Source organism: Haloprofundus salilacus (assembly GCF_020150815.1).
Classification (GTDB): domain Archaea; phylum Halobacteriota; class Halobacteria; order Halobacteriales; family Haloferacaceae; genus Haloprofundus; species Haloprofundus salilacus.
The window spans coordinates 157,742-179,768 of record NZ_CP083724.1; the positions used below are offsets into that span (position 1 = coordinate 157,742).

Annotated in this window: 13 protein-coding genes and 3 pseudogenes; 7 read left to right on the forward strand and 9 right to left on the reverse strand. The window is 51.5% G+C overall.

Translation table 11 applies throughout. The annotated features are described in order from the left end of the window. Positions 1-14: 14 nt before the first annotated feature. A pseudogene (locus LAQ58_RS17500) lies at positions 15-464 on the reverse strand (zinc ribbon domain-containing protein); the annotation flags it as partial. 1,007 nt (positions 465-1,471) lie between these two features. Between LAQ58_RS17500 and LAQ58_RS17505 the strand changes: the two are divergent. From LAQ58_RS17505 to LAQ58_RS17525, 5 genes are read left to right on the forward strand one after another with little or no spacing between them, the layout of a single operon-like run. Beyond that, a complete protein-coding gene (locus LAQ58_RS17505; RefSeq protein ID WP_224450545.1) occupies positions 1,472-4,270 on the forward strand; it encodes an alkaline phosphatase family protein in 2,799 nt (932 codons plus the stop codon). Continuing rightward, positions 4,267-5,076 carry a hypothetical protein gene (locus tag LAQ58_RS17510; RefSeq protein ID WP_224450546.1) on the forward strand — a complete coding sequence of 270 codons (810 nt, stop codon included), beginning with the start codon at positions 4,267-4,269 and terminating at the stop codon, positions 5,074-5,076. Before LAQ58_RS17505 ends, LAQ58_RS17510 begins: the two co-directional genes overlap by 4 nt. A 27-nt stretch (positions 5,077-5,103) precedes the next feature. Next, complete coding sequence (locus LAQ58_RS17515; protein WP_224450547.1) at positions 5,104-5,397, forward strand: hypothetical protein; 294 nt, start codon at positions 5,104-5,106, stop codon at positions 5,395-5,397. Positions 5,398-5,403: 6 nt separating this feature from the next. Further along, a complete protein-coding gene (locus LAQ58_RS17520) occupies positions 5,404-9,249 on the forward strand; it encodes a hypothetical protein (RefSeq protein ID WP_224450548.1) in 3,846 nt (1,281 codons plus the stop codon). Then, positions 9,246-10,478, forward strand: a complete 1,233-nt coding sequence (locus LAQ58_RS17525) for an ATP-binding protein (RefSeq protein WP_224450549.1) — start codon at positions 9,246-9,248, stop codon at positions 10,476-10,478. Before LAQ58_RS17520 ends, LAQ58_RS17525 begins: the two co-directional genes overlap by 4 nt. An 8-nt stretch (positions 10,479-10,486) precedes the next feature. On the opposite strand, the gene LAQ58_RS17530 is transcribed toward LAQ58_RS17525, so the two are convergent. From LAQ58_RS17530 to LAQ58_RS17545, 4 genes and pseudogenes are all read right to left on the reverse strand, one after another. Then, the gene (locus LAQ58_RS17530; RefSeq protein ID WP_224450550.1) at positions 10,487-10,771 is read right to left on the reverse strand and encodes a hypothetical protein; all 285 of its coding nucleotides are present in this window, start codon (positions 10,769-10,771) and stop codon (positions 10,487-10,489) included. Positions 10,772-11,234: 463 nt separating this feature from the next. Then, positions 11,235-11,732, reverse strand: a pseudogene (locus LAQ58_RS17535) (DUF8008 family protein); the annotation flags it as partial. A 1,048-nt stretch (positions 11,733-12,780) separates the two neighbouring features. Beyond that, the gene (locus LAQ58_RS17540; protein ID WP_224450552.1) at positions 12,781-13,257 is read right to left on the reverse strand and encodes a hypothetical protein; all 477 of its coding nucleotides are present in this window, start codon (positions 13,255-13,257) and stop codon (positions 12,781-12,783) included. Between the two features lie 157 nt (positions 13,258-13,414). Next, positions 13,415-13,609, reverse strand: coding sequence for a DUF8118 domain-containing protein (locus LAQ58_RS17545; protein ID WP_224450553.1), 195 nt, complete (start codon positions 13,607-13,609; stop codon positions 13,415-13,417). 196 nt (positions 13,610-13,805) lie between these two features. Between LAQ58_RS17545 and LAQ58_RS19185 the strand changes: the two genes are divergently transcribed. After that, positions 13,806-14,009: a hypothetical protein gene (locus tag LAQ58_RS19185; protein ID WP_224450618.1), complete on the forward strand. Its 204-nt coding sequence runs from the start codon at positions 13,806-13,808 to the stop codon at positions 14,007-14,009. Positions 14,010-14,278: 269 nt separating this feature from the next. On the opposite strand, the gene LAQ58_RS17555 is transcribed toward LAQ58_RS19185, so the two are convergent. The 4 genes and pseudogenes from LAQ58_RS17555 to LAQ58_RS19190 all read right to left on the reverse strand — a co-directional run. Further along, a complete protein-coding gene (locus LAQ58_RS17555; protein ID WP_224450554.1) occupies positions 14,279-16,285 on the reverse strand; it encodes a DUF262 domain-containing protein in 2,007 nt (668 codons plus the stop codon). Between the two features lie 196 nt (positions 16,286-16,481). After that, positions 16,482-17,825: a hypothetical protein gene (locus LAQ58_RS17560; RefSeq protein ID WP_224450555.1), complete on the reverse strand. Its 1,344-nt coding sequence runs from the start codon at positions 17,823-17,825 to the stop codon at positions 16,482-16,484. Further along, the gene (locus tag LAQ58_RS17565; RefSeq protein WP_224450619.1) at positions 17,818-20,979 is read right to left on the reverse strand and encodes a double winged helix-containing putative transcriptional regulator; all 3,162 of its coding nucleotides are present in this window, start codon (positions 20,977-20,979) and stop codon (positions 17,818-17,820) included. The genes LAQ58_RS17560 and LAQ58_RS17565 overlap by 8 nt, the downstream gene beginning before the upstream one ends. Before the next feature lie 60 nt (positions 20,980-21,039). After that, positions 21,040-21,246, reverse strand: a pseudogene (locus tag LAQ58_RS19190) (HNH endonuclease); the annotation flags it as partial. 306 nt (positions 21,247-21,552) lie between these two features. Between LAQ58_RS19190 and LAQ58_RS17575 the strand changes: the two are divergent. Then, positions 21,553-22,011, forward strand: coding sequence for a DUF6884 domain-containing protein (locus LAQ58_RS17575; RefSeq protein ID WP_343217953.1), 459 nt, complete (start codon positions 21,553-21,555; stop codon positions 22,009-22,011). Positions 22,012-22,027 lie beyond the last annotated feature (16 nt).

The window sequence follows — 22,027 nt, forward strand, 5'->3', positions numbered from 1 at the left end:
TGAACTACCCCACCCTACCGCTCGACTTTTGGCTCGCGCTTGAGATTGGGGCTTCCTGTTTCCACCACGCGCTTTGCAGATACCGAGGTGTCCACAGGGAGCGCAGTCTCCACAGGCGTTAACGAGAGCAAATCTCTCGTTCGCACATCAGAATCGCAAGGCGATTCTGAGGACGTTGATTCGGATCGTCCCGCTCCTAACCGCTTCTTCACACCGCGAGAAAGAATGTTCCACGCCGCGTTCGCATCTCTATCCGCCTCAAACCCACACGCCGGACACGAGTGTTCGCGCACCCACAGCGGCTTGTCCGTCAAAACGCCGCAGGACGCACACTCTTTCGTTGTTCCGTGCGGATTCACGGCGACGAAGTGCGTTCCTTCACGTTCGCACTTGTATTCCAATTCAGGGTCCCGAAGCAATGTGCTTCGCAGAGCTGGCGGACTGCCTGTGCATCGGTTACGACTGCGCCGGTCGACGTCGTCGCTGCTTGGAGCGTTGCCATTGTTTGTCCTTGAGGGCGTTTTCCTGCCCCCGAACCCCTTTGGGGACAGTGAGGGTCTGTTAAAATACTCAGTTGCTGATAGTTCGTTGAGGCCGTGCTGAATACAGCGCGCGTATCGGTTATCGGCTCGGTACTTGGTGTGAGCAGATCGAATATCTCAGGATAGACTATACACTAACAGGGCGATACGTCGGTTCCAGTGAGACGTTTGACATCGGCAGCGGTAACGAGGTAGCGAGCATCCGACCCAGCATCCGCCACAACCAGTTCCATCGAGTTGTTCAGCGTAACCTTTTCCATTGTGTAACTGAACGAGTGTGTAACTGCAACGTACACTCCCTCAGCCGTTCGGTTGATGACTGTCGCGTTTGTCTCGACGAATGAGATCAATCCCCAGCTTTCGACACAAGATGCGTTCTTGAACTGTTCGGGGTATCAAAGTATCGTTGGTAAGAGCGTACGTGACTCCCGTTAAACATTGAGATCAACTCACGGTCAATGGGTCACCGTCTGAAGGATTACCCCATCATAACGAAGTCCCTGCAACTGTCCGTCACTAAGGTACTTTTATGAGAGTTGTCTAGACTGTTGGGTTCGTGTCAACCCCGTTCGCTCAACCCTCCCGGCCATCCCATCAGGCTGAACGGAGGGTTGATTTATGCACCTGCATTCACCGAAGTCGACGAAGAGGTACATACTTCGAGGATGCTGCATACATCTGCGCTCAACCGTTGGGGATTGTCGCTATAATCACTTTATGAGGGAATCATTGGCTAGAAAGATTACCGAAGAGCGGATCTCTTATCATCCAGCCATACAATAATGTTCTGGAGTTAGAACTGGTGACGGCAGAGAAAGGGACTACCTTGTCTGGGTGAAGTCAGACAGATCTAATCCCTGAGTAGGCTGGATGAATCGTGGTAGATGCGGGGGCAAACACTTTGTACCGGGCAGTCAGTGGATTCGACTATGCTCACGGATTTAGAGGATTCTGCCGAACCCTCTCTCCAATTCGACGGGATTACCAACCTTACAGAAACCAGCTCTGAGCTAACTGAAACGGCCGGGGTCCTGTACTACATTCCATCTACTTATCCCGTTCCGCTGGGTCGGACGCTTCTCACAGAACTCGCGGATGATTCCGTTCGATGTCTTCATTATCCTCGTACCTTCGAGAACTTCGAAGAAACAGTACACAGCGCGATCAATTTCATAACACGCGAACCGGGCACTAATTCTGCAGTTGTTATTTGTCCGCCCGCATTTATCGATCGACGAGACGACGTCATCGGCTCATCGTTCCTGGAATTCAAGCGGTTAGGGATTGAGGATTCGAACGTTGCTCAGCGAGAGGCCTACGGAGCAACGGTCGATGCCTCGCTTGATAGACACGATCTGTCGTTGGCTGAGTATCTGACCCGGCTTGTGGTAGCCGGTGCTGTCGGGAAAACTGTCGACACCGTAGCGTTGCAGCGAACACAGGAAGATGTTTATGATGATGTGTATATCCGGTACGATGATATCTCAGATGCTCCTGAGCCATTAGCCGAGTTCTTTCTGCGTGTTCTGAATCTCCAAGAGAAGACGGTGTTTGATCGGCTAGAAGATAATCAGAAACGGAACGTCTTCACCGTGCAGTGTGTCGATCATTATGGCGAGGATATCCCGACAGGGACGGGGAAGCGCGATGTCTTACTGCATCTCAGGCAGTTGGGGGAGGAGGTGATTGTGACGTTTCGGCGGTTAGCTTTGGAAACCGTGATTTCTCGGGAGTCCTCACGGAATATCGAGGATCTTGCTCCCACAACAGTTGACCGGGACTTTATCGATACGCTGCAGGCAGCGGTCAACGAGATTGGCGGCGATGATGTTGAGTTACGGTACGCTGATCCATTTGATGCAGGAGAGCTATTAGCGTCCCACTTTGGCCTCGTGTTTGCTGGGGCTGACGACGACGAGATATCACGGCGTTTCGCCGCGGCTCAAGATACCTTTGGTGACGAGGCTGAGCAACTTGCGAGCGGCGAACTGGGGGAGCGACCGACCCGGAACGCCCTTAATCGATTTGGGCGTTTCCTCCAGCACATTACAGAGCTTGTCATGATATCTGGTGGGGAAGCCGTTAACCAGGAGCTCTCTGGTGAGGAGTGGATAGATATTGCTGTACCGTATTGGCGGGCAGCAATAGAATTAGAAGCGGAGGATGTCGTTGCCTATCCCCACTTGACCGTGATGAATGAGGCGAGGGGCCGGCTCCTCGATCATCTTGAGTTGGAAGAAGAAGCGGCGGATATCCAGGGGATGGATGTCTCGTTGGAGAATCTTCCTGAGTTTCTCCGTCGATGGTCTGAGTTCGTCTTGGAATCGACGCCGACAGCTCCGTCCGAGTCGGATTTGCTGACAACACTGGTGCGGAAATACGACGCGTTTACTGACCTTGTTGTCTCATCCTATCCAGAAATCGTCAGCTCGAACGAGCATCCCCATATTGCAGATGTGCTAGAACCGGGGTCGGAGAGCGACGTCCGAGTTTTCCTGGTTATTGATAGCTTCGGCCTGATAGACTTTGAGGTGATTCAGCAATTGGATGCTCTGGGCAGAGACCCTGCGGATGTCGATGTGCTCTATTCGAATCTCCCCTCCTATACACCCTCTGCGATGACAACACTGCTCTCTGGACTTCCTGCCTCCGAAACAGGAATCTATGGATGGGCGCCGCGTCGAGGCGACGATGTCTATGACCTCCATCAGGACTATGGCCCCGATGCATTCGATTTCATTGACCGGACAACCTCCCACAGCTTCGAACTCATCCAGTCCACCCATCTTTCCGAACGAGGCATTACGCGTGTTGCCGAGCAGATAGCGGATATTCGGCAGACAACGGCACGAGACCTGACCGGGTCGCAGGCATCTCTCCGTGATGTTAGAGAAGAGCTGACTGGTGAACTGGAGAACGCGCTTCGGCAACGTATTGAGGTATATACTGATCCGTCTCGGCCGGCAGAAGCCCGAGAAGCTATGAAGTCGGATTTCGTATTATACGTCAGCGATTTCGATTCCTTCCTACATACGCCACTCGATTTCTCTGAATTCTCTAACTACTATCAGACGTTAGGGGGATTCATTGATCAGATCTACGAAGATATTGTATCAGCTATTGAGAATGCGTACGTAGATGCAGGACCTGAATTTGAGTCAGAATCGATATCTCTCGTTGTTGCGTCGGACCACGGGAAAATCACCACGTATGAGCGGGAGCAAATCATCGATTCTGTCCGATCCGACTACCGGTTCAATACGTCAATGCTGACGGAGGCGCTGGATGTGGACGAGGTATTTGAGATGAATTGCGAACGGTTAGAGGGAAAAACCAGATCCAATACGACCCGTGTCCCTCTTGGCCTCGCAGGCTCAGGTCGACCGATTCCATTCAATGAGGCACGTCGCTACATCTCGGATGACGAAACACTCTCAGATGAGACGATAGCAGAGGCAGTCCGAGTTAAGCCCTATCTAAACTCTGGGTCAAAGTACATGTATGGGTGGACGAGTAGTGTCGAAGACGACACAATGATGCGACTGGAACAACAGCCCGGTATTGATGTTGATCTGCCTTCGGGTGAGGCAATATTTGATTCGCCAACAATTGGGACGCTGTCACGGTATGCGGTTAAGGGACCACGGGCAACTGACCACGGCCACCATGGCGGTACGTCACTTGGAGAATTATGTGGTGTCCGCTTAGAGTTTGAACTACAACCATGAGTGATAGTACTGATGAGGCTGTCGGAGCAGCGGCTAAGAAGGAGGACTTGGATCTTGCTCTCCCTCAGTTAGGGAACCAACGGGTTATCGAAGGTCTGCAGCGGTTTGTCCGCTTGGTCTCCAGAAATCCCGGTATCTCTGAAGAAAATCTTCGTGAACAGATGGAGACCATCAACGAAGAACGCGACAACAATCTCTTCAGCCATCCACTTGACGAGTGGTTCACCTTCACGCTGCCCGGATACGCCGGCTCCGTGGAGGTCATCGAACAATGTGAGGACGGGATCTATCTCACCGAAGAAGGGCGTGACCTCGTCGAGGCCTCACCTCAGGATGTTGCGGCCTTCCGACTCTTAGTCGAGAAATCCCGGGACAACTTCGTGTACTTCTGGAGAGCTATCAAAGGCCTCGACAAACGAATTGCAGAGCGGAATTACGACCTCGGCACCAACCGAGGAAATGCGATCAATGATATGATGAAGTTCAATGCGAAGGGGAATTCGAATACTGCAGGGACGATCGGCGGCATTCTTAATGACCTAGGAATACTAACAAAGGAGGGCCGGCGATGGAAAATCGATCCCACGCAGTACCTCTACTTCCGACAGAATGATGAAGAGATCGTGTTACAGATTCTGGAAGAGAATGATCGCCACATGCCATATTCGGACCTTGAACATATCCTGAAAATGGATTTTGACTGGGATTCATCACGTATCGATGAAGTATTAGGTGAATTAGAGGACGGAGGACACATTTCAACCCGCAGGTACCACGGCAGGAAGATCATGGAGGTAGTTGACTGACTTCTCATGGCGCTTGTAGCACCCGTAATGGACGAGTTAAACAAACCCTGGAATAGACTCGTTATCGTAACAGCAGGAGACGCCAAGGCTGCCCAGGGATCTGTATTCGATTTCGTTGACGAGCTCCAGTTCCGTCTCTCCGGAGACTTCGAGCTCGCGTTCGTCGGTCCAGATGATGAAGATGATGGGGAGGGAAATAAGATCGTCTTAATGACACGTCCACTTAAAGAACACGTCGCTGGTCGCCGTGTTTATGTTGTCCCCGAGGAATCATACATCAAATCCGGACTAATGCGTTTCCGAGTCCGCCCATCTACATAAGATACCATGGATCAAGCACAAACACATATCGTCACGCTCCTCGAGGCACAAACCATCAAGGGATTCGAACGAGATTGCGAAGCCCTTGCTACGGACGAACACCCTCATTTCCGTGATTTTATCGCGTCGGAATCTGGTTTTATCCTCACCGACAAGAGGGATGCTATCATTCGAGGAATTCACTCTGGCCTTCTCGAAAAACAGAGTCCGGGGGTTGTCCTGCACGGAGCATATGGTTCCGGCAAGACGGTGCTAATGAACAATCTGGTTGACCTGTGCAGCCAATCTAAGGAATTTGTGAAAGATGGTGAACAGGTGGAATATGATCAATTCACCTATGGAGAAACTCTTATTGATCCAGTTGAGGTTAGCCTTGAAGACTGTGACAGCCCGAATCGGATGCTCGGACGGATTTTTGAGGGGCTGGTGTCGCCTGCTGATGGGCTTTCCGAAGGAGACCTGGTTGACGAATTCCAACAGAAGAAGGCGAATCTTACGGTCAGCGATCTTCAGGCGTTACCCTCCTCACAGCAGGACCGCCTCGAGGAGGTCTTTGACGATCCTTCAACAGTTGCTGATATTGCGATGACTGTGAAGGAGTTGACTACAGGAGATATCCACGAGACGCTTACGTGGTTCACTCGGCTTTACAAAGAGGAGACGGGTCGATATCCGGTTATTTGCCTGGATGAGTTTGAGCAGGCATTCGATATCGGGCCAGTGACTGATGAAGAATTGAAACTCCGAGCGATCGTTCGCAAAATGATTCGAAAGTCCGTGGTGGGTTTCGAGGACGTTGAGGAGCCACCATATATTCTCATTGCAAATACGCTCCCACTCCAGGACTGGCCGGAAATTCTGAACGCTAGAAGTGACCTGACTGACCGAGTCAGAGAGAGTATTGAGTATAACATTGACCTGTCTCGGGAAGAGAGTAAGGGACTCTTTGCGGACCTATATCGCCGCTATACTCTCCCACTGCTCCAAGACTACGATAAGGACGACTGGGAAACGCGTCTGAATGCAGACGATGACGAGACCTATGTGTACCCCTTCACCGAAGACTTCCTGAATTTCGCTTTATCGATCACAGAAGGATACAGGGAGGAAGGTGGAGACCGCGTTGTTCGGGGATTCCGTGACTTCAAACTGATTGCGAACGAGTATTTCAAGCGATGGGATCAGGACGGAATTATCGACCTCGACATGCTATATCGGTATGGCGACGAGGTACGTGATGAACTGGGAGAGTTGGATCGCGGGAACCTTGATGACCTCCCGGGACGAGATAGCATTGAGGAGCGTATTGAGGGCGACTTTGACGACTGTACTTATACACAACAGCGGTTACTTTTCGCGGTAGCTGAGGATGGAATTCTGTACCAGAGTCAAAATCCCGCTCTCTACAGTTCCGAACAGCTAGGAGACCTCGCAGACCAGTACGCGATAGACATCAGTGACGAGGAACTAGCTCACCTCATCGACACTGCAAGCACGAGAACCGATTACTTTGATATTGATGATGACGGAAGCTTGATCTTTGACTCAGGTGAGCTAACAGCAGAAGCTGCTCCAGACTCAGAGATCAATCTCTCCGAAGAAATCAACGGCGTCATCACCGATGAAGCTCTGCGGGGTACCAGCCCGATTCAACTCTATCGGGAATGGTATGACGCCCGCACTGTCTTCGACATCCCGTTTGATGCGGATAGCTCAAGCTACATCGAATTCGATATTGATGGCCAGCTGAGCTACACGGACAAGGTATATTTGTGCTTCAAGGAGATCCCGGAGGAACTGCAGATTGAATCATCGGATGACCAGCCGACTGCCCTTGAGTTCATCGTCTGCCTCACAGAGGCCGACGAGGACGACGACGTCGCTGCATTGTACGAGGTGTCTGAACGCTACGGACGAGCTGAAGACCTTGCCGAGGACTTAGAAAATGACCTCAACCCGGATATTCGACATGATCAGACGGAACGTGATCAAACCGAAAAGGTGCTCTCAACGCTTCGTTCGGAGTATCCCAGTTCGTCTGAATTCGACCGGTACCTGCTCTGGACGAAGCTCTGTCTGATCCGGGGTCTTGAGGAAGAAAACCCTGGCGAAGAACGGCTCCCTGACGGCCAGCTACGGATGCTTACCCAAACCAACTACCTCTTCTCGCCGGTAAACCTGAATGACGGTCTATCCAGTATATACCGATCTGATTATGTTCTCAATCGGCTGGGGTACGACGGCATCTACAATGGGAAGCAAGCGATGAATCTCGCCTATGCTGTACAGCATCTAAAGTACGAGGACTCGCTCGAATTTACTGACCCAGACATCCCTGAGGCAATGATGCCCAACTATCCGTATCTGAGTTTTGAGCCGATGTTTGGTGATGACCTTCGTAATACTCTTGAGAACTTTGAAGAAAACGAGTCCTTCGTGAATGATGGCGATATCACTGACAACTATACAGCCAACTTCCAGAGCAATATAGACGGGCTGAAAGAAATGCTGGAGGGGGATGATGAGGTCACCGAAGATGAGGTGTATAACCGCATTTTCGGAACGACCGAGATCGATAATGTTACTCGGGCATTGATCTTCCTCCTGTTCGTCATTGGGGACTACAACGAGGAGTGGATTCTCGACGATACTGGGACGATTATTGGCGCTGAAAGCGACCAAGAAGCAAGATGGGAAACCATCCAGGACAACCTTCGCAAAACGGTTGAGAAGCAAGTGCTGAAGAGCGCTCGCGGAGAGGATATTGACACCGACGAGCTTGCATCACTCCGCGAGGCCTATACAGATGTCGATGATATCCCCGCAGCTGGCCGGCTTGATGACCTAGAAGAACACTGCGATACGGACCTATCCGTAGAACATGGCCACCTCGATCAGCGGCTCAGGACCCTGGGAAGCAGTCCTGCATTCAGCGGAACCAATGTCCCTAATTATATCGCGGAGTTGCGTCCGCTCGGACAGTTAGAAACCGAGGTTCTGTTCCTGATTACGCCGGCTACCGAGCAGCTAATTGACCAGCTAGAAGCGGCTGAGGATGTATATGACTTGATGAACGAGGTCGAGGAATTAGAATCGACTTACACCTCACTGAGTGGCACCGATCCTGATCTGAACCTCGATGATATCGATGTCTCTGTCGTCTCGACGGTCAACGACCACTATGATAGGACCACTGTCGAAGACTTAATTGAAGGATTGTCTATTGGAGACGTGCTGTCCGAGTTCAGTGATGATGGACGAGACCTAGATCCGACTGTATCTGAACTCGAACGCCATCGACGGCAAATCGTACCTGACATTGAAGACTACGAGGCAGACGATGATGTCGCGGATCTGGAGTCCGATAAGGAGTTTCTCATCGGGGAGATTGAGGATGAAATCGAAGAGCTTGAGGAACAGGTGGAGGGGGAACGCGAGTACTTGGAGAATCAGGAGGACCGGCTTCCTGATGGAAGTTCGTGGTCTGGCCAAGGTCACCGGGTTCTGGATAGCTGTGAGGACGCTCTTGACAAGTCAGCTATTGACTTTGACTATGACCAGTATAAGAATCCGTGGGACCGGTGGAGGAACCGGATCAAGCAGCATATCGAAGAAGAGGCCTACGACGAGGACGAGATCTCGGAGGTGCTCGACAGGTATGGGGCACCGGAATCACCGGATACGATCCTTGAGACGGAGGAAGTGGATGTGGACGAGTCCTTGATGGGGCTGTCGGATTCGGACTTTGAACAGGTCATCAACGCCCTAAATGGGGACGACAACGATATCCAATCCCTTCGTCGAACCCTAATTAAGCAACGCGTCCGAAGTAAGCTGGGAGAAGAACAATGATTATCGGCGGAGACAACGAGCAACTGGCCGGATACATCGGCCGGAAGTTCTCATCTCAAGGCGAGTTGCGGGAGGATGTCCATATTGATCTGAATAACCCACACATGGTAACCGTGTGTGGGAAGCGGGGCTCCGGCAAGTCCCACACACTCGGGGTGTTCATGGAGGAACTGATGTCGCTGCCAAGGATGGTGCAGGACAACCTGTCGGGACTAGTAGTCGATGCGATGGGGATCTATTGGAGTTTGCAGGTTGAGACTCAGTCTAAGGATGCGCTGAGCGACTGGGACTTGACGCCTGAAGAGTACCCTATCACCGTATACTATCCAGCGGGGCTGGAGGACCGCTACGAGGATGTGAGTGAGTATTTCCATGAAGGGTTCGAGCTTTACCCCTCAGAACTCACCTTGGACGATTGGTTCTATGTGCTGGATATCGATGAGACGCAAGCGCAGGCCGGGTTACTAGCTCAAATTATTGAAGAAGTCGAAGAGGAATTCGGGCAGTACTACGGCCTTCACGACGTTATCGAACGCGTCGAACGGTCTGAGGAAAGTGCCAACATCAAGGAGGCTCTGCTTCGACGTTTGGAGAAGGCTGATTCGTGGGGCGTTTTCAGCTCCACGGGTAACACGATCGACGAGATCGTTAAAGGAGGCGAATTCGTTGTTCTTGATCTAAGCGGTGCCGGTGCGTTACCGTGGAACCTGCGGACTCTGTTGACCGGGATCCTTGCTCGGAAAGCCTACAATGAGCGGAGCTTCGAGCGTAGCCGTGAGGAAGTTGCCCGCATTCGAGGTGCCGACTCAGAGATTGATTTCCCCCTTGTCTGGCTATTCCTCGATGAGGCACACCTGTTCGCACCATCTGGTCAGACCGTCCCAAGTACAGAGCCGCTTGTGGAGTGGGTTCGGCAGGGACGACGGCCAGGTCTTTCAGTCGTCATGGCAACCCAGCAGCCGGGCGCACTGGACAGCAGGATTCTATCGCAGTGTGACACGGTCGTGATCCATCGGCTGACCGCCGGACAGGATTCCGATGCTGTTGGCGACAAAGTGTCTGAACTGCACGATACGAATGCCCTTAGCCACTACATGGAGAACATCCCGAAAGACCCCGGCTACGCATACGTCATGAACGACAGCGGCGAAAAAATGGTTCCTGTGAAGATCCGGCCCCGAAGAAGCTGGCATGCTGGCGGCAGCGCCAAACTCGAGGAGTTCCTCTAACCGAGAATCTACGAAGAGACGCTATCGGCTAACTCCAAGATCGGGATCGTCCGCTTCGTGTCCTTTCCGTGTTGGATTTCCTTGTTCTGGAAATCGAACTGGATGGGTTCTCCGAGATAGGAGGAGCGTTCTATTTTCGTAAGGACGTCCAAGTCACCGAGTTTCCAGCAGATCAACCGGTCGATATGTGACAGCGCGGCTTCTTCTTCGAAGAAATCACTCAGCTTGACGTGGAGGGCGGCCTTCTCGAAGCCGTTGTCGGTCTCGAGAATTGCGTTCACTTCGTCATCCATCTGGAAGTCTGCGATCCGGACGGTCTCCGGCGCTCCATCCAGTAGTGAATGTAGTACGGGCATCTGAACCGAGAAGGGTATGCCGCCTCCCGGAATTCCAGTAAGCTTGACTCAATATCAGGTGGGAGGGGTAAGCCCGGAACGAGATCCCCTATTATGGAATTCACCGCCTTATGTTGTAGTTTCGATATAATCCATCATTTAAATGTGTCTTCTGTTAACGGTCACGTCTCTTCCTCCGGCCACATCTTGGGTGGTTGGTAGAAACTCCGTCTCCTAGTACTGGTTTCTGACGACGACTGACGATCGAGCCGACGTACCCCAAGGTAGCCGTACCGGGAACCGATACGGAACGGACGTCGGCAACACGAGAGTGGGTCGTATCGCGTTCAGGTTAGCGGTGGAATCACGTGTTTCATGGTAGATTCTTGACCCTCTCGGGCGTGAGTTTACACCGACCTCATCACTTACTGGCCACCTCAGATGTGGCCGGTGAATCTGATGACCGTCGTTCCCCAGGAAGGTCGACGTCCTTCTTTAGAACGATTCGTCGCTCTTTGTACGAGAGCCCGTCTTTTCGGTGTGTCTTTTTCATCATACAGAGGCGGCCCTTTGCCAAGTCGAGCATCGAGTCCATTGTTCTCCGAGCGAGTTCCTGCGAATACTTCCTCGTGATGCCGGCACGACGACTGCGAATCTCTTCTGCAATGTCCGAAGAGTCGATGTAGACGCGGATGTCGCCTGAACCCTTGCTCCAGAGATCGTAGCGACCACACTCCTGACGCTTCCGCCACGCCTTCGCCGCCAGTTCGTCTTCTTGGCACTTCGTGACGCTTGCGAGCATCTCGTCGTCGTACCGAGCAAGTCGCTGAATCGGAAGCAGGTCGGCGGTCGCGTGAGTGACTGCTCCACCACGCATTAGGCAGTCTTCTTCGCCTGGAAGACGGCCGTAGGCCGAGCCGTCGTCTTCGTGATGCGTTCGATCTGATTGCCGTCGATATCGATATGCGTCTCCTCGACGTTTCGCTCGATGTTATCCCAGAGGAGATGAGCATCCTTCTCCAGTTCCCGAGCTGTAGCTCACCAATTAGAGGGTCGAGCGACTTTGCTCGGTTGATCGCAGCGTTGGCTAAAGACCTCGTAGCTCCAACCTCGCGCTCAAGTTCCTCAACACGGTCCTGTAGCTCTTCGTTCTCCTCGCAAAGTTTCTCAGTTGCTTCGTCGACCTTCTGTTCGATTAGGTCGTCAGGCTCGTCGAGGTCAACAGCTATCTGCTGAGAACTCACCGTTGCTCACCCCCACGAAGAATGACCAACGTTACTCCTCTCCCTAAACTCAGGGAGGAGTCGGATGGATGTTGGATTGTGAGGGAAAGCCAGTAAGTCAAGGGCCGGATTTGACCGGGTTGAGATTCTACAAAATTACCCATAATAATCCTGACAGTCGTGCACTACGACCCACTCTGGCAGTCCTGTCCTTCGACATATATGACACTCAACTAACGGAGTCAACGACAGTCCTTCACAGGACTGTAGAGTTGCATACAGATGCATTTGGACGTCTGGATCCTCCGTTCAGGATAAATTCTGTGAGAGATACACCTGGAGTTCATTGCATGCGCTCATGCCTCATGCTCCTTGCGCCGAGTATCAACGTACAGGCCAAGGTGTGCGACTTAGGCCCATTGAGTGCCACCCACGCTTGTAAGTTACTTACTGGGTGAGTGGACGACCATTGAGTGGTTGGTAATGATCGAGATCATAGTTGGTGAAGACGACGGTATCGTCTGGCCGGGGTATTGATGGCTGAATCCATCTCGGCAGACTTCAGTTGAGGGCTTTCACGGCGCGAATAATGAGCAAAGCTTCCTTCCCGGTGACATCGACCGTGCCACTCCGTTCCACAGCCGATGTACCCACCGCTATTAGACACTTCCATACAAACCCCAACACAACTAAACTAGAATCGTGTGAAATGGCGGTGGGATAGTCCTGTGAAAGATACCCACCTCAGACCCTCCGTTTCTCGGAGGCGTTATTCGCGGCGTGAATTAACGTCTCATCATTCACTGCCGCCAAATTCACGATCACTCGATTCGACCGGTTATCACCTGTCTCATACGAGAAGCCTTCGAGTTCTCCAGCAAGTCGCATAAGATCATAGCAATGCCCGGGCGATGGATGACCATCGAAGAGCCACTTAACATCCTTGTACACCATCTGTGACTTCTTAGTCTGCCGACTGGCTGCATCATCAACGAGCTTATTCCGAATCCGGTGAACCTTCTGTGACCGTGTGAGCTGCCCATACGTTACTGACTCAGGATGAGGCGAGACAAGTTGCTCGAGTTCAGCCAACCGCTCACTGAGCCTCTCATTCTCGGCTTCGAGTTCATCGATATGGTCAAACCCTGCGACACGCGCTCGGTTCAACGCCTCAAACCGTGCTTCCAAGTCATCGAGCTGCGCTTGTAGCGTCTCGCTCATTGACGCTCACCTGAGCAAATCTCGGGTTTCGACGATTCAGGACAGAGACCGTCGCCAGATTGGCGGTCAAGAAATGCTTGGCAGTCGTGCTCGAGGATGCGTTCTGGGAGTCCAACCGCCCCACAGACCTTGCACTCAATGAGCTCTGTACCGAGACTCATCCAAATAGGCACTCCGTGTTGTGGAAGTACGAGACGTCTATGAGGACGCTACGATCTGCCGCTTCTGCATCGCAGTGGCCACAGCGGTAGTAGGTTTGGCCGCCCTTTGACTGCGGTTCGCGGAATGGTCCAATAATCGCTACATCAATTGTGCCGGTGGTTTCAATACCGGCGCTTGCTTTGATACTCATGGTTCTTGATACTGCGAGAACCAGGCTACGGTGTTCCAGCACCGTGCCGCCTTCTGCGGCGTTGCCAGTTCTCAGTCACAACTACTCTCCAAGCCTGCTTAATACTTGCTGTATACAACAACCTTGTCTTATGGGACAACTTAATATGGGTGCATTCCGATAGGTGCTTACAATGGTAGTGACCAAACGCCCTCATATGGCAACTGGGCGTGCACTGACTACAGAAAGTGAACGTGAATATTTAGCAGGAGAACACGGTGACCAGCGCCGATACGAAGCCACCTCGCGAGTGCGCTCACGAATTACTGGTCCCTTAGCTGATGATGTCGAATTTTTGGCTGAGCACCGACCGGATTTGCTTGAAGAACTTCGTGAAGTTGTCTGTGAAAAGACCAACTGAGTGAATCTAACCATCACTTCTACGTTTGCGGCCGACTCCTTTAGGCGATACAATCTCTGGCACTCCCTTTGAGTGTTGGTTAGAACGAACTCTGATGAAGTCAGTACAATACTGGCGTCTTTCTGCGTTTCACTACTGTCAATCGAGAGATCCAGTTTAGGCGATAAGGACTTACTCTATCATAGAGCCTTCAGTTACCTACAGCAGAGGATTTAGCTCATTTCCTGCTACTATTCACTTCTGTAAATACTATGATTCTACTGTCTCCATCATTCAGGCGCTGAGGGCCTGATCGTCGAAAGCGGCTTTCGCTCATCTGGTTCAAGACTCCATCGACGCTTTGCAAAGTCTACAATGTCGTTCAATCGCTTTTCAATCTCCTCTTCTCCCCATTGCTCGTTCTCTCGGGCAACCTTTCTAGTCATGGTAAAATCAGAGTTCATATAGCCTGACTTGCCTTCCTCAATGCGATCTCGTTTCTTTTGGTATGGGAGGTTCTTCCACCCAGAGTTTCGAGGCCCGGTCGTTAGCGTAAGATTGCCGAGGCTGTGTTTCACTTCCTCGTGGATTTCTTCGTCTTCTTTTGTCAATTCGAGCTTTCCAGTATCATTGGGCCAAATATGATCAAGTGTATAATCGTTACCGGCATTCTCAGCGGCTTTCTCGATACTGGATTCGTCACCTCCCTTCTCCTCGCTCCGGAGGTACAATTCGTAGGAATACAGGAGGTAGCGAAGGTCTTTATATCGAATTTGATTGTACGCGTTTTGGTTCCGGAGCATGCCCTCGAAATCGTTTTGCTTCGATCGGATACGGCGCTTCAGGTCTTCCACTATCCAGGCGGCGTCTTTCTCGCCAGTTCCGATGTTGTTAGCGAGAGTATAGAATCTCGTACGACCCGTGTCAGACCGACTGACAGTGGTATATATCCGGAAGGATGCCACTTCGATCAGTTGGAGTATCTCGTGGAGTTCCTCGTCAGAGAAGTTGTCACTTTCGTACTCATCCCAGACAGCCAAGAGGAGTGGATAGAAGTTCCCGAGCCTATCGAGGGCGAATATCTTCCGTAGCTCCCAGTCGATATTCGGGTTATACTCGCCATCCTTTCCATACGAGCCGATCGATTCCATGTGTGAATAGTAGCGGCTGAGACTATCGGTATACAGATCTATCTCTTCAAGACAGTCATGTGGATACGAGCTGTAAGTCTTGAGGTCGTTCTCGCGCTGGAGGTTGGTGAAATGCCATTTTAACGCGCCGAGATAGACTGACGCACCGGAGCGAAGCGTTTTGTTTCGCCGTCCAGTTTCCCGACGGAGATAGCTGCTGTTCACTTTTGTATCGATGGTCGAAATGTAGTGATACCGCTGAATTCGATCTTCGCCAACGTCTGAAGTGCGATCGGTCTCCGCAATATCCTGCATCCAACGATAGATTCGACCAAACCGTGATTGGACGCCATCAACCGTGACTCCCATAGGAGCTTCCTCTGTCTGGGTGAGATACACCTTGTGCATCAGGAAGCTCTTGGTTTTGTCCAAATTGCTCAAACCAATTCCACGGTCATTGATCGATTCGAATATTAGGGTCGCCTCCTCAGGATTCTTGACGGTGTATACGACGAACTGGAGTGACTGAATCGTCGAGAGGAGGTCGTCAAGTTGACCGACGAATTCTACTTGCGAGTGTTCTTTCTGTCGATTATTCAGTTTCTGCTTATAGAAACGGTACGCATCGACCAATCTATCATGCGAGGGCGTCTCCATCGCCGTCTCGTCAACATCGTCTCGCAAGATGTCTTCAAACATGTCATTATCATCGTCTTGAAGTCGCAGTTTGAACCTGCTCTGCTTGCTGGTTGACCTGATGGCTGGATCAAATACGAATATCCTCCTGTATGACTCAATGTCGATCTTGGTATACCGAGTATTTGCCCCCTCTGACAACCCATCTGGATCGATATCCGTATATGTGGAGACAATCGCTTTCACCAGTAGAACAAGGGTGGTAAACCGCTGCTGACCGTCAACAATCCCGTATTCTCGATAGTCGTTGGTGTTTTCGCTTGTTCGAACTGGGTCCAGCTCGGCCTTACAGATGACTGTCCCCATGTAGTGTTTCCCATTGTTTCCGATTATGTTGGATAGGTCCTTCCAGAGGTCGCTCCACTCTGGCCTCTCCCAGGAGTAAAATCGCTGATACCGAGGAATGTGAAATGCGTTTCCTTCGAATATCTGATTAAGCCTATAATCGGTGTTTTTGAGTCGCTTAGTCATTACCGCACCCGAACGTTCAGCATCCATAACACTATCAATATCTTGTCTGCAACTAAATGTTTGGTAACTTCCGGCTTGGAATTCTAACTCTATATTCGGTTGTTTATTTCCGTCAATTCTCATATTTAGCTGCGTTCGCTGGAGATATTGCCACACCGATTTGACTTCGAAGATGTGCAGAAGTACCCGGAATCAACTACACTATCTCGTCTAATACATCTCCCAGCTTATGCTCCAACTCAGACGCCTGCAGTATCGTTATAGCACTCTTTGACTGCTCACTAAGACCCGCAGTCTCCTCTGGGAGATCCTGAATCACGAGGATTCCATTCGATCCGTTACCGAAGTACTCCTCATCTGTCCCATCGCCGAATACGAACTGATCGTTCACTTGGAGGAATGCTAAATATTCGAGTGTCTCTTTGATTCCTTGGCGAATGGTATCTGTTCGAGTGCTGTTCTTCACTTCCGTGATTAGATACTCTCGTTCGTCACTGTCTGCAGGGTTCACTTCGAGGACAATCAGATCCGGGCGTCCTGTGTGGTCGGTGAACGTGCGTTCGGTGAAGTATTGGTTAGCGACACTCCGCGCCATGGTCTGTACTTTCTCTGTTCGAGAGGCGTCCTCGTTCTCCTCTGGGACAGCCAAGAACGAAAGATCACGATCCGGTGCTGAGCTGTCGTGATACAACACTAGCTCGGTCTTACCCTCTATCCGGGCGACTTCTTGGCGGCCAGAACGAATCGTGTTGAACTTCGCATTTTCCTCGGTGAGTTGCTCGAGGGTTGCCACAAACCGGAACAGCACGAATAACTCAAACAGGGTATCCTCATCGTCGGGCGTGATTGCAGTTTCATCGAGCAATCGCCGAAGCTCATCGGGATGACCATCATGCAGACGCCGCCGTGTCTCCAACAATGACGCTGCATCCCGGTACAGTGCTTGCCGAGACTCCAGTGCGTCGTTCACCATCCGATCGGTCGGCTCGTACGCCTTCGGGTCGCGAATCCGTCGTACGTGCACGTTCCGCTCAACAACACGACGAAGCCGATTCACGAGTGGCTCATTCCAAGTCGAGGCGACCCAGTCATAGTTCCGATGCAGATACTCATCTGCTTCACGAAGCGTCGAGTACACGATCGCAAGCAGTCGCTTCAACACGAGGTTCTCGCTGCTGTCGTAGTCCTCGGTGCGATTCTCACAGACAAACAACGAGCTATCGCCTGGGTTTTCGCTGTAGCGTCGCTTGAGTGTCGCATTCCAGTTGATCTTCCCATCGACCGTTCCGCGCCGTACTCGCGACACAGACTGGGTTTCAGTCCGAATGTTTCGGAGTCGTTTGGGGAGGTGTTCGACGAACTCGATGACCTCAGGCAATAACACGAAGTGGAGGTCCAGCAGGAGCTCGTACTCCTCAAATCGCTCATCAAGCCCTTGCGGTTTGAGCGAGCGTGCGAGTTCCCGTTCTGGAAACGCCCCATGCATTACATACGCGAGGATGTCCTCTGTGACTTGATCGAGGAGTTCTTCTTTATTCATCTGCGGTCAGTGCCACCTGCAGCATGTCTCGCGACGCCTGATCAAGCATCTCAGTATCAATATGCTGGACGCCCGCGATCTGACGGAGGATCTTCTCTCGCTTCGGCACGCCCTCCAACTGTGGACAGATGAAGCTGATTACAGCCTGTGTGAGGCGTGTCGATTGCGACACACTGCTGTGAGCCGAGACAGTGGATAGAATATCTTTGACCACCGCAGGCCCAATCGAGCGGTCCTCAACTGCGTTATTGGTCGCCCGCCACACCTGGCCGACGTCTGCAAGCTGTGACTCACTCACCGAGATATTCCAAGCCTTCGCGTACGCATCCATGACGTCGACGAGTTCGTCCGAGTCACTCGACATTGTTGGTGCCGGGACGCGGATGAATGCGAAGCGACGCATAAACGCATAACTCATCTCGTACAGCGAGGTTTTGTCGTAGGTGTTCAGCGTCGCGAACAACCGCCACGACTGTGGAATCACATACTCGTGGCCCGCTGGCGTGTTCAGCGTCTGGTCTGCAGGCGATAACTCGATTTCAGCACCATCACGCGTGTACGGTAGCTGTACGGCTTGGCCCGAGAGTACGGTGAAGAGTTGGCCGAACGCTTTGTCGATGTCCGCCCGGTTGAGCTCGTCAATGACGAGCGGCTCATTCAACTGCGCAGCACACTGGCGATCTTTGAATCGATTGAGGATCAATCCCGGTGAGAACTCGAGTGCATTCCCGTTCGTGCTTTCGCCGTCTGGCATGTAGCCACCGACGGTGTCGAAGGTCGACCAATCAGCAGTCGCTGTTGTCACCTGCGACCCACTGAACAAGTACGGATACTCGGCTTCGAGATACTCACAGACGCGACGCGCGATCTCAGTCTTCCCTGTCCCCGGTGGTCCAGTCAGAATCAAATGCTTGCCTGTTCTGAGTGCAACCTCGATCTGCTCGATGATTTCCTTCCCTTCCCCATCAGGGAAGTAGAGCCCGTCCAGAATTGATTCTGGTAGCTCTCCTGTGAAGGATTTGTGGAGTGCGACAGACGGTGCTTCAAGTACGCGCCCTGCGAGCACATCTGCGAGTGCAACTCCCTTGGAGAGTTCCGCACTCGTACCAAGCGATTCGACAGTACGGTGTCGTGGGAAGCCAGTCTCTGAAACCTCGCGACAAATCTCGTTCGTACGATTAAACGGTAGTAGCCTCGACGTCAATGCATCTAACTCGGTCGAGACTGTCTCAGGACTCTTCTCCACGACCGGTTTCATGAAGTCGATCTCGTCCAATTGACCAGCGACGAAGAGACGCTCGAATGCGACGAGCAGTGGGAAGGAGTCTCCCTTTGGGCCACCTTCATGTTCGTCATACCACCACGACTCACTGTCGTCTTTCGTGGTTTTCGCCCGGATAATCCCTGCACCAAGGAGTCCGCTCTCTTGTTCTGGGAATTCGTCCCAACTCGGACTCGTGCGTGAATGGAAGATGATGACGTCTCCTTCTTCGAGGCCATTCCATGCGTCTCGGTCAGGCGTCTCGAATGAGAGTGCAGCGTATTCGTAGACTGTGAGCCAGTAATCTGGTGGGGCTGTGAATTTGTGGATTTCGACATCGTTGTCGCGAAGATGCTTGACGAGTGGGTGACCGGAATTCTCGAAGGATGGTTTCCTGACTGGAATGTCGTCTTCACCTTCTGGTGGCTGGGTTTCTGGCTGCTTGACAGTATATCTGTTATTGAGTATGACTTTGACTTTGACTTGGCTTGCGTTCGGTTGCTTACCGCTTTGTTGTTGGAGTTGACGGAAAAAGACCACAAACAGCGTCGCTGATGGGGAGAGTCGGTTGAGAGACGCAGATTGAATCGCTGCCGCTTGTGATTTGAGTCGGGTTTCAGCGTCGGTATACAGTTGCTTGATTTGGGTGAGCTTTGTCGCTCGTTCTACTGTCACCACTGAACCAGGTTCTAATCCCCGTAATGCGTCTGTCCAATCTCGGACAATGGTTTCTCCTAGCTGGCTGGCAAGCCAGTTGGACTCACCTGGAGTCTGTTCTAATCGATTCGTAATGTCTGAGACGGCAGCTGACACTGAATCGTAGTTTTCCGCTGGTGGAAGCCGATGTGAGTGCAGTAATTCAATAGGATATCTACACTCGTCTAATACTCTCTCGAGCTCATTTGAAATAGTAATAAAGAGCTCAAGAAGCTCTGGTGGACACTGCGTGAAGTAGCCTCCCTGGACAAATCCTCCGTTTTTATTATAGAAGATTTTGCTGTACTCTTGTCGAATCTCCTCCAGGGTGTATTCGAAGTCCTCGTTTTCAAGAATATTTTTACGGACATCAATCGGTTCCTCGAACTCGTGGTAATTCTTGAGCCACCGTCGATAGCCCGCTTGTTCGTCACTCCATCCAAACTCTGGACGCCCCGCGAATTCTGTCTCCAGCTCAGATTCTATCTGTGAAATGCCAACAATTTGATCAACGTCCTGGGAAAGATGCAAGACAAAATCGCCAACTGAGGCTTCTCGCATCGTCGCGTAAATATCACTGCCACCACTATCTTGTGTAGGTGAGTAGATTGCGTTTCCTAGCCGAAGCTCGCCTTGTTTTTTGTATTTATTCTTCTCAACCGTTGTTTTTTCAATCCAGACACGCGGTGGGCCGCCGTCCTCCATAAGTAGATTCTCACCGTATCCCGTCAGTGAGTATTGTCCGTCCTTCTCTATGATTGCGTCGAGCGCCTGCAACCATTCTAAGTGACGTCCGACGACCGCCCACGGCAGCTTATAATTCGGGTAGTGGGTTCGCATTGTCTCCTGAATCTCATTCCCGGGTTTGGGACCTCCACTGAGTGCCTGCAGAATTGTCTCAAAGCCTTTGACGTTCTCGACGAGGGCATCGAATATGAGATCTCGATTTCCTAACTCGGCGTAAGCTGTGCCGCGGTCCGTAAGCTGGTATTCGTCTCCTGTTTGTTCGAAGATGCCGAGTGCTCGCTGGAAGGAGAGATATTTCTCGATTGTATCCTCGCTACCAGCGTCAGTGTTTGATTTCAGCCACTCTGTGAGTTCTGAGTGGGTTGGTGTCTTGTCTGCGATGTATCCGAGCATCGACCGGAGTGTTTCAAGTCGGCCACTGACACCACCGAAGAATCGATCGGTAGTCATGCGGCGGTCGTCTGGCTCGGTTGTGAGGTCTCCGTCTAAGGAGAGAATTCGGTAGTTTCCATTGCCTAGGAATTCTATTTCGCCTCGGTCTCGAAACTCTTGGAGGTTCCGACGAATCGAGGCATCAACGTGGTCGTTGTCGGGGAATTGTTCTTCGAATCGACTAATAGCAAATTTTCGGAATCCGGTAAGTGTGAACTCGGAGCTTCCTTGTTTGTCTCGGTAGTTTCGAAGTTCGGATCGAATTGTGTTCTCCCAAGTAGACATATAGAGATCTTGTCTTTCGTCTACTCATCAGCCATAATTAGTATTCCGACAGTGGCTTCTAAAGGAGGCATGCCAGGCAGAAGCCGGATGCCAAAGGTAACTATTAGATTGCCGACGGGTTCGGATGGTGCTCTGGTGAGTAAAACGAGTTACCTGGAGAAAGCCAGATAGTATATAAACCACAAGAACCCGTTCCTCCATAATTCTGGCATTTTGCCGGCTCTTCCCCCAATATGATTATTCTACAAAACTTTCGCGTAGTAGAATGGGTAACACTTTTGATGTTCTCGATCATCGGTGATCTCGATGGGCAATTTACTACTACAAGGGTGCTCCAACCGAAAGGTGGACGTCGAAGGCGAGAAAGCCGCCATCGAAGTCTACGATGGGTACTTCTATCGTATCATAGACAACGCAGACGCACTCGATTCAGTGAGCTGGGATGTGGTGATTCTCTCTGCTGAGCACGGTCTCTTGGACCCACACGAGACGATACGACCGTACGACCGTGAAATGACGCCATCACGGGCTACAGAACTCAACGATGCAGTTGTTCCAGAACTCGCACGCCTGATAGCTGAAGGTGCGTATGAACGCTTGTGGATAAATCTCGGTCAGACGTATCGTCTCGCAGTTGATGGAATCGAATCAGAGATAGACATCCCTGTTGAATATCTCTCTGGCCGACTCGGTAACCGAGGCAATCAACTCAAGCGACTACTCACCGGGTCCATTGACCCAGCTACATCGATTGCTAACGACTGAGATGGTTTCGTTCACT

What these genes read in the sequence shown, in the direction of transcription:
- LAQ58_RS17525 (WP_224450549.1), top strand. Translation starts at nt 9,246, where the DNA reads ATGATTATCGGCGGAGACAACGAGCAACTGGCCGGATACATCGGCCGG.
- LAQ58_RS17510 (WP_224450546.1), top strand. Translation starts at nt 4,267, where the DNA reads ATGAGTGATAGTACTGATGAGGCTGTCGGAGCAGCGGCTAAGAAGGAG.
- LAQ58_RS17560 (WP_224450555.1), bottom strand. Translation starts at nt 17,825, where the DNA reads ATGAATAAAGAAGAACTCCTCGATCAAGTCACAGAGGACATCCTCGCG.
- LAQ58_RS17515 (WP_224450547.1), top strand. Translation starts at nt 5,104, where the DNA reads ATGGACGAGTTAAACAAACCCTGGAATAGACTCGTTATCGTAACAGCA.
- LAQ58_RS17555 (WP_224450554.1), bottom strand. Translation starts at nt 16,285, where the DNA reads ATGACTAAGCGACTCAAAAACACCGATTATAGGCTTAATCAGATATTC.
- LAQ58_RS17505 (WP_224450545.1), top strand. Translation starts at nt 1,472, where the DNA reads ATGCTCACGGATTTAGAGGATTCTGCCGAACCCTCTCTCCAATTCGAC.
- LAQ58_RS19185 (WP_224450618.1), top strand. Translation starts at nt 13,806, where the DNA reads ATGGCAACTGGGCGTGCACTGACTACAGAAAGTGAACGTGAATATTTA.
- LAQ58_RS17575 (WP_343217953.1), top strand. Translation starts at nt 21,553, where the DNA reads ATGGGCAATTTACTACTACAAGGGTGCTCCAACCGAAAGGTGGACGTC.
- LAQ58_RS17540 (WP_224450552.1), bottom strand. Translation starts at nt 13,257, where the DNA reads ATGAGCGAGACGCTACAAGCGCAGCTCGATGACTTGGAAGCACGGTTT.
- LAQ58_RS17520 (WP_224450548.1), top strand. Translation starts at nt 5,404, where the DNA reads ATGGATCAAGCACAAACACATATCGTCACGCTCCTCGAGGCACAAACC.
- LAQ58_RS17545 (WP_224450553.1), bottom strand. Translation starts at nt 13,609, where the DNA reads ATGAGTATCAAAGCAAGCGCCGGTATTGAAACCACCGGCACAATTGAT.
- LAQ58_RS17530 (WP_224450550.1), bottom strand. Translation starts at nt 10,771, where the DNA reads ATGGATGACGAAGTGAACGCAATTCTCGAGACCGACAACGGCTTCGAG.
- LAQ58_RS17565 (WP_224450619.1), bottom strand. Translation starts at nt 20,979, where the DNA reads ATGACTACCGATCGATTCTTCGGTGGTGTCAGTGGCCGACTTGAAACA.